The sequence below is a fragment of the Siminovitchia fortis genome, assembly GCF_003605365.2.
In the GTDB taxonomy this organism is placed as follows: Bacteria; Bacillota; Bacilli; order Bacillales; family Bacillaceae_C; genus Siminovitchia; species Siminovitchia fortis.
In genome coordinates, this window is sequence record NZ_QYTU02000013.1 from 68,838 (window position 1) to 77,092 (window position 8,255).

The window sequence follows — 8,255 nt, forward strand, 5'->3', positions numbered from 1 at the left end:
GGATTTTGAATGATCGAGGTAAAATTGCATGATATTGGCGAAGGGATGACAGAAGGGGATATTATATCGTACCTTGTGAAAGAAGGCGACCGTGTCAGCGTTGACCAGCCGCTTGTCGAGGTTCAGACGGAAAAAATGGTGGCGGAACTGACTTCGCCGGCAAATGGTACCGTCAAAGAGATCCTGATTGATGTAGGCAAAACGATTACTGTCGGCACAACCATTTTAACGATCGCTTCGGAGCAAGGGGCTGATCCGGCACCTGCGAAGGAGGAAACCGCGGCAACGGTGGCGCCGGCCGCACCTTCGCAAAAATCGATGATCATGGAAAGGCCGAAGGGTGCTCCGCTTTCCAACAGGGTGAAAGCAGCTCCATACACGAGGAAAGTGGCCAGGGAACATGACGTGGATATTACACTTGTTGAAGGAACAGGGCGTGCAGGCCGGATTACGGTCGAGGACGTTCTCCGCTATGTGGAAGAAAGAGATAACGGCAAGACAAAAGCGGCAGCTGCACCCGAAAAAACGCCTTCCGTTGAAAAAGAACCCGTTCATCAGCCTGAAGAGGAGTTTGACACAATCCCATTCAAAGGCCGCCGCAAGCAAATTGCGATGAAAATGAGCCAGTCTCTCTTTACCATCCCGCATGTCTGCCATTATGAAGAAATCGACATGACCGAGCTGCTTGATTTCCGCAAAGAGCTGAAAGCGATGGATGAAAACATATCTGTTGCCGCATTTTTCATCAAGGCGCTGGCGATTGCTTTAAAAGAGTACCCGGTTTTTAATGCCAAACTGGATGAAGAGAACGAAGTGATCCGCCTTGAAAAATCGGTTCATATGGGAATTGCGGCGGATGCGGAAGAAGGGCTGATCGTTCCGGTCGTCCGGGATGCGGATAAAAAATCGCTGCGCGCAATCCATCAGGAAATGAAGGAATTGACGCAAAAAGCGAAAGAGAACAAGTTGACGGTAAAGGAAATCACAGGCAGCACTTTTACCATAAGCAATGTAGGCCCAATGGGAAGTATTGGCGCAACGCCGATCATCAATTATCCTGAAACCGGTCTCATGGCGTTCCATAAAACAAAAAAGATGCCTGTGGTTAATGAGCACGATGAAATTGTCATCCGTTCCATGATGAATGTGACGATGACGTTTGATCACCGTGTCGCCGATGGCGGTACAGCGATCGCTTTTACAAACCGGTTTAAATCCCTGATTGAAAATCCTAAAAAATTGATGTTGGAGCTTGTCTAACATAAATTGAATGGAGGAAAAAAGAAATGGCAAAACAGCTTGAAAAGTCATCAATCGGCAATGAGGATATTTTTCAAAAGATAGCGAATCATGAGCAGGTTGTATTCTGCAATGACCCGGCTTCCGGTCTGCAGGCGATCATCGCAATCCACGATACGACACTTGGCCCTGCATTGGGCGGGACCCGCATGTATCCATATAAAAGTGTGGATGAAGCGCTTGAAGATGTACTTCGCCTGTCAGAAGGAATGACGTATAAATGCGCTGCCGCCGATATCGATTTCGGCGGCGGGAAGGCGGTTATCATCGGCGACCCGGAAAAGGATAAATCCCCTGCTTTATTCCGTGCGTTCGGCCAATTCGTCGAATCGCTGAACGGAAGATTTTATACCGGTACTGATATGGGAACGACAATGGATGATTTTGTCCATGCACAGAAAGAGACGAATTTTATCAACGGTATTCCTGAACAGTACGGCGGAAGCGGCGACTCATCTATTCCTACATCCAAAGGGGTGGTCTACGCGCTGAAGGCGACAAACCAGTACTTGTTTGGCAACGACAGCCTTTCAGGCAAAACATATGCCATCCAGGGGCTCGGTAAAGTGGGGTATAAGGTTGCGGAGCAGCTCCTTGAAGCCGGTGCAAAGATTTATGTAACGGATATTCATGAGAGCGTCCTGCATTCTATCAAGGAAAAATCAAAAGAGCTCGGCGGTTCAGTAACAATCGTAAAAAGTGATGAAATTTACGGCGTAGATGCAGATGTATTTGTTCCATGTGCAATGGGCGGTATCATTAACGACGATACCATTCCTAAGTTAAAGGTGAAAGCCGTTGTGGGATCAGCCAATAATCAGCTCAAAAATCTCCGCCATGCCAATGTGCTGAACGAAAAAGGAATTTTGTATGCACCTGATTATATCGTCAATGCCGGCGGGTTGATCCAGGTGGCTGACGAACTGTACGGGACAAATAAGGAACGGGTATTGCTCAAGACGAAAGAAATTTATCGTTCCCTCCTGGAAATTTTCAAGCAGGCAGACCTTGACTGCATCACGACAGTGGAAGCCGCAAACAGAAAATGTCAAAAGACGATTGAAGATCAGCGGAACCGCAATAGCTTCTTTTCAAGGGGACGCAGGCCGAAGTGGAATATAAAAGAGTAACTTTGAAAACGCAATCAACGGAAAGGAAGCTAAGCAGATGAACAAATATGAAACAATCGATCTAATGGAGGTGGCCAATAACGGGGCCACCCCTCCGAATTGTGACCTTACCCTGCAGATCAAGCCTGTTTATGCAAAGGGTGGAAAGTCGAAAGGAATTTGGGAAGTGGACGAAAAATTCCTGAACGGGCTCGGCGTAACAATGGGCGGATACCTTGCTTCAGCGGCTGACATCATGATGGCATATGCCATTTCGTCACAGCTGCAGGAAAGCCAGACATTTGCGTCCATTGATCTGCATACGACTTTCCACCGCCCGGTTTTTCCGGGAACTGTAGAGGTGTATGCATCTGTTGAAAGGCTTGGCAGAAAAGTGGCGTATCTGACGGCGGAGTTGGTGCAGAATGATAAAAAGGTGGGCAACGCGGTTTCTTCTGTCATGATCATTGAAAAGTAAAGAAGATTTTGGAAAGAGGACAATTGAACTTTAAGAGGCGTTTGAAGTGTATAATAGAAAAATCAGTTCATTCGTTGCATTAATACACGGAGGTTTTCATTCTTCATGAGTTCTCAAAAGCAATTAAACATATATTATGCCTTGGCTCCCATTGTGATTCTCACCATTTTAGCGGCGTTGTCCATCTTCAAATGGGATGCAGGCATGTTCATTCCTTTGTTGGGCGGTATTGTGGCAAGCGCAATTGTCGGGCTTATGGCAGGATTTAAATGGGCAGAACTGGAAAAATTCATTGCCCAGGGGGTCGCTAGGGCCTTGCCTGCCATTTTCATCCTTTTCCTTATCGGTGCCATCATAGGCACATGGATTTTAAGCGGCGTAATTCCAACTATCATTTACTATGGCCTCGGAATGCTCAGCCCGAAAATTTTTCTTCCGGCGGTCGCTTTTATAACAGGAATTGTTTCCATGACGCTTGGAAGCTCGTTCACTTCCCTTGCAACAGTTGGACTTGCCCTGATGGCCATAGGCGCAGGTCTGGGCTTTCCAGCACCTATCGTTGCCGGGGCGGTTATTTCCGGTTCCTTTTTGGGAGATAAACTTTCGCCGTTATCAGATACAACCAATATTGCACCGGTCATGGCAGATACAGATTTATTCAGCCATATCCGCCATATGATGTGGGATACGATTCCGGCATTTGCGATTTCCCTCATACTCTATTGGGTGGTCGGCCTGAATTATTCCACCGGAGTCACATCCGACGGGAAAGTCCAGGAGATCATGCAGGAACTGGACAAGCTGTTTCTCATCAACCCGCTGCTTTTGCTTTTGCCATTGCTTACTTTGTATATTGTCTATAAACGGCTTCCCGCTGTTCCTTCGCTCATTTTCATCATTGCGCTGGGAGCTTTGGCTGCTTTATTCGTGCAAGGAAGCAATATCACACAAATGGTAAATGTAATGACGGATGGCTACAAAGTTGATTCCGGAATAGAAACAATTGATTCATTGCTCAACCGGGGAGGAATCACCTCCATGCTGCCAACCATTGGTCTTGTCGTTTTGGCGACAGGCTTGGGCGGAATACTGGACGGCACTGGAGCATTCAGGCGAATTATCGAGACGGTGGCAAATAAAATCAAGAGTACCGGTTCGCTGATTCTATCGACTATTGCATCCACTTTTTTAGTCGGATTGGCAAGCGGAGAGCAATATTTGTCCATCATCCTTCCGGCCAGAACTTTCCGGGATAAATATAAAGAACGGGGTCTTGATACAAAAAATCTGTCCAGGTGTGTGGAAGCGGCCGGAACGGTCGGCATTAACTTGATTCCTTGGAGTGTAACGTCCCTTTTTGCCTCCCAGGTATTGGGCGTCAGCCCTACGGCCTTTATTCCATTCAGCTTTTTCGCTTTTCTTGTCCCCGCCATTAATATCGTCTACGGATACTTGGATATTTCCATTGCAAGAAAAGATTATTCGCATGAAGGATTTTCCAAACAGGGACTTGCAAAAAACTCAACACTAAAAGGGATCATGTAGCAGTGTTTTAAAAGCCGCTTAACTCAATTTGGGATGAGCGGCTTTTTTTTGCTTTTGTTCTTTTTTACCGTTTATTTCTCTTGGAAGCTATTATTTCCCCCTTCTGAGACCGAAAGTGCAATTCTCATACAATTTGTATAAACTTGTTTATTTAAGTCCATACAATGTGATAATTGTATAGTGTTTTTTCAAAAAATATAATGATTAAGATATTTTCTTTTTCATAATAAAACGATTGGAAGCGCTTGCCAATAGAATAATAAAATTAATGAAGGTTCATTTTCAGAAAAAAGAAGAGGAAAAAGTATGATACTATTAATACAGCGCTTTCATTCCGGACGATCAAGGGGGAATTGCTTTGAATAAAGTGCAGTATGTTCCACAAGTTGAAGGTTTGTCTTTGCAGGATGTTTTCAAAGCCCGAAAAAAAGTGTATCAAATCGTTAAACCTACTCCATTTATCCATTCCATACCATTGTCAGAACACAGCTCTTCTTCTATTTTTATCAAACTCGAAAATTTTCATGAAATCGGCGCCTTTAAAGTAAGAGGCGCCGCAAATAAAATTTTAAATTTATCCAATGAAGAAAAAAAGAGAGGGGTCGCCACGTTTTCAACGGGAAACCACGGCCTTGCTGTAGCTTATGTGGCCAAAAAGCTGGGAATTGAAGCTGCTGTATGTATCTCCCCGAGGGTCCCAAAGGCAAAAGTGGATGCTATCCGCAGGGCGGGAGCGAAAATTGAAATCGTGGGAAACAGCCAGGATGACGCGGAAAAGTATTGCTATGAACTGGAGGAAAAGCATGGTCTTACGGTCATTAAGCCGTTCGACGACGCTGACATCATTTCAGGCCAGGGGACCATCGGCCTGGAAATGGCGGAAGAAGTCCCCGACCTTGAAGCGGTAGTTGTCCCGCTCTCAGGCGGTGGGCTGTTCGCCGGGGTTGCGCTTGCTCTCAAATCCTACAATCCATCCATTCAAGTGATTGGCGTCTCAATGGAGCGCTCACCCGTCATGTATGAGAGTATCAAAGCAGGAAAGCCGGTTGTTTTAGAAGAACAGCCGACACTTGCCGACAGTTTGCTTGGCGGAATCGGATTGAACAATGAATACACTTTTGAATGTGTGAAACAGTACGCTGATGACTTGGTCCTTGTTTCCGAGGAAGAAATTGCTGAAGCAATGGGATTTATGGCTGGAGAACACCGGATGATTGTCGAAGGGGCGGCAGCAACAGGTGTTGCAGCGATTTTAACCAAAAGGCTGAAATCTGAATTTGCCAAAATAGGCACAATCATCACGGGGAATAATGTAGATCTCTCTGTTATTTCAAAGATAATGCAAGATTACGAGTTTCAGCGGCAGAAATAACATAAGTCAGAGGGGGATGGAATGTGAACTTGTCATTGGAGGATGTCCTTGCATTTCCTATTTTTGAAACGGCGAAAATCATCTCGGGTAAAAATGAGCTGGGAGCAAAAACAGTCGAGTGGGTGTCGGTCATCGAGAGCCCGGTAGAAAATTTTGTACGTGAAAACGAACTGGTCCTTAGCACAGGAATTGGCTGCTATACGGATCCGCATTTGTTTTTTGATTTTGTAAAAGATGTCTATGAATCAGGAGCCTCTGCGCTGGCCATCGCAACGGGACATTATATTTACCGGATTCCTGAAGAAATCGTTGATTTTGCACAAAAAAATAAGTTTGTGATGATAGACTTGCCTTGGGAAGTCAGATTTGCCGATATCATTCATGAGTTAACAAGCGCTATCAACAGGCTCCAGCAGGACGAGCTGCTCAGGCTCAAAGAAGTCCAGCAAGAGTTAATAGAGATGTATTTAACTAAAAAGCCATTTTCATCCATTGTTTCTGTTATAGAAAAAGAACTTGGGCTTCCGGTGCTTGTCATGAATAACAAGGGAAATGTAGCAGGCGGTTCAGCCAAATTACGAGATGTCTGGCGAATGTGGAATGATATGAAAACAAGTGAGGAAGCGGAGGAATCCCATCATCCGATTTTTTCCAAAATGAAACAGGCAGAATCAAAAGATGCACAACTGTTTCATATGAATATTCAGTCGAGCGAGCAGAACCAAGGAGATTTTTTCGTTGTGGCGCCGCCCTCCTATAAGATGAAATTGCGGGAGGCCAATCTCATTGAGCAGGCGGTGATGGTCTGTGCATTATGGCTGACAAGTGAAAATGCCGTCGCCGAGAATAAAAATATCCGGCAAAAAGAATTCGTTCTGAGCCTAACAAGAGAAGATGAAGCTTCCGAACAAACTATAAGAGAAGAAGCACAAGGTCTTGGCTTCGATATAGATTTGCCGTATGAATGTCTGATCGGCTACCCCGAAAACTTGGAATCACTGTTTTACCAGGATCCCAATCATAATCATCAGACGAAAAAGTCATGGCTGGATAAAATGATGGCTTATATTGAAATGGAATTGGCCGATGCCGCCCAATCTATTCAACGCCAAGTCATGTATGCCCGGGAAGATGACAAGATGATCATTTTTCTCCAAGCCAGCGAATCCGTTACCCAGTCTTCTTCGAACGGAACGGTTAACCAGTTTTTGGATTTGGTTGACCGAAGGTTGAACAAGCTTCTTCCTGGGGTTGTCGTTTCGTGGGGCATTGGAAAACATGCAGATGGAGTCATGTCTTTTTACAGAAGTTACAATAAAGCGGCTTCTGCGTTGGAAGTGGGAAGAAAGCAAAAAGGTACCGGAAAACGGTATCATTTTGACAATACCAAAATCAGCAGGTTGATTTTGAATCTATCAAAAAATGAAGAAGTGCAGGAAATAACGATGTCAACCATATCTCCTTTAGTCGAATATGATGAAAAAAGAGAAATGGACCTGATCAATACCTTTATTGTGTACAACGAAAATGCCGGGAATGTGAGCCAAGCGGCACGTGTCCTTAACCTGCACCGACAGTCGCTCCTATACAGGCTCAGAAAAATTGAATCATTGACGAATCTCTCATTGACCAATCCGGATGATGTCTTTTTACTGGATTTCAGCATTAAAATATGGATGAGCAGCGGGAATAGAATCGATCAACATCATTTATAACATAGCGAATCAGTCTGACGTAGGCTGATTCGCTATTTTCATAGGCGGTTTAATCAAATTGTATAAAAACAGTTAAACAAAATTCATACAGTTTCAATAATGTTTTTTACATAATGAATAATTATAATAAATAGAAATGTAAGCACTTACACCTTTTATTTCGACAAAAGTTGGGAAGGAGTGGTTACTCAAATAAGCCAGGCCTAAACGAAGGACTATGAAAAATCTTATGAGGGGGTACTAGAATGAGGAAATGGCCGTTCATTTTTATTGCAGGTTTATTGGTATTGCTTGCCGCTTGCGGAAACAGCAGCGAAAGCACAGGCGGGGGAGACCCAAAAGCGGGTGGATCCACGCTTGACCGCCTGAAGAAAGAAGGCAAGGTGAAGCTTGGAGTTGCCAATGAAAAGCCTTATGGCTATAAAACGTCCGACGGCGAAGTGACAGGGGTTGCACCTGAGATCACGAAAGCTGTCTTCAAGGAAATGGGCATAGACACCGTCGAAGGGGAGGTCACGGAATTTGGTTCTCTGATCCCGGCATTGCAGGCGGAACGCTTTGATGTCGTCACCGCCGGCATGGACATCCGTCCGGAACGCTGTGCGGAAGCGGCATTCGGTGATGTAGAAATCCGCTACGGGGAAGGGATGGCCGTCCAGAAAGGAAATCCGAAGAATTTGCACAGCTATGAAGACATTGCCAAAAACCCGGATGTGAAGGTGTCGATCATGGCAGGA

The 8,255-nt window shown here is 45.0% G+C and carries 7 protein-coding genes; all 7 read left to right on the forward strand.

Annotated features, from left to right (window positions below):
* Window positions 1-9 precede the first annotated feature (9 nt).
* Window positions 10-1,260: a dihydrolipoamide acetyltransferase family protein gene (locus D4N35_RS07840; protein ID WP_186306607.1), complete on the forward strand. Its 1,251-nt coding sequence runs from the start codon at window positions 10-12 to the stop codon at window positions 1,258-1,260.
* Window positions 1,261-1,286: 26 nt separating this feature from the next.
* A complete protein-coding gene (locus D4N35_RS07845; RefSeq protein ID WP_120072200.1) occupies window positions 1,287-2,429 on the forward strand; it encodes a Leu/Phe/Val dehydrogenase in 1,143 nt (380 codons plus the stop codon).
* 37 nt (window positions 2,430-2,466) lie between these two features.
* A complete protein-coding gene (locus D4N35_RS07850; protein ID WP_120072202.1) occupies window positions 2,467-2,886 on the forward strand; it encodes a PaaI family thioesterase in 420 nt (139 codons plus the stop codon).
* Window positions 2,887-2,991: 105 nt separating this feature from the next.
* Window positions 2,992-4,431 (forward strand): Na+/H+ antiporter NhaC, encoded by a 1,440-nt coding sequence (nhaC, locus tag D4N35_RS07855; RefSeq protein WP_120072204.1) that lies wholly within the window; start codon window positions 2,992-2,994, stop codon window positions 4,429-4,431.
* A gap of 358 nt (window positions 4,432-4,789) precedes the next feature.
* The gene (gene eutB, locus D4N35_RS07860; protein ID WP_120072206.1) at window positions 4,790-5,803 is read left to right on the forward strand and encodes a hydroxyectoine utilization dehydratase EutB; all 1,014 of its coding nucleotides are present in this window, start codon (window positions 4,790-4,792) and stop codon (window positions 5,801-5,803) included.
* A gap of 23 nt (window positions 5,804-5,826) precedes the next feature.
* Window positions 5,827-7,518 (forward strand): PucR family transcriptional regulator, encoded by a 1,692-nt coding sequence (locus tag D4N35_RS07865; RefSeq protein WP_120072208.1) that lies wholly within the window; start codon window positions 5,827-5,829, stop codon window positions 7,516-7,518.
* A 245-nt stretch (window positions 7,519-7,763) separates the two neighbouring features.
* Window positions 7,764-8,255 (forward strand): transporter substrate-binding domain-containing protein (locus D4N35_RS07870; RefSeq protein ID WP_128205400.1); only part of this gene is annotated, 492 nt, incomplete at its 3' end.

What these genes read in the sequence shown, in the direction of transcription:
- D4N35_RS07840 (WP_186306607.1), top strand. Translation starts at nt 10, where the DNA reads ATGATCGAGGTAAAATTGCATGATATTGGCGAAGGGATGACAGAAGGG.
- D4N35_RS07845 (WP_120072200.1), top strand. Translation starts at nt 1,287, where the DNA reads ATGGCAAAACAGCTTGAAAAGTCATCAATCGGCAATGAGGATATTTTT.
- D4N35_RS07850 (WP_120072202.1), top strand. Translation starts at nt 2,467, where the DNA reads ATGAACAAATATGAAACAATCGATCTAATGGAGGTGGCCAATAACGGG.
- nhaC (WP_120072204.1), top strand. Translation starts at nt 2,992, where the DNA reads ATGAGTTCTCAAAAGCAATTAAACATATATTATGCCTTGGCTCCCATT.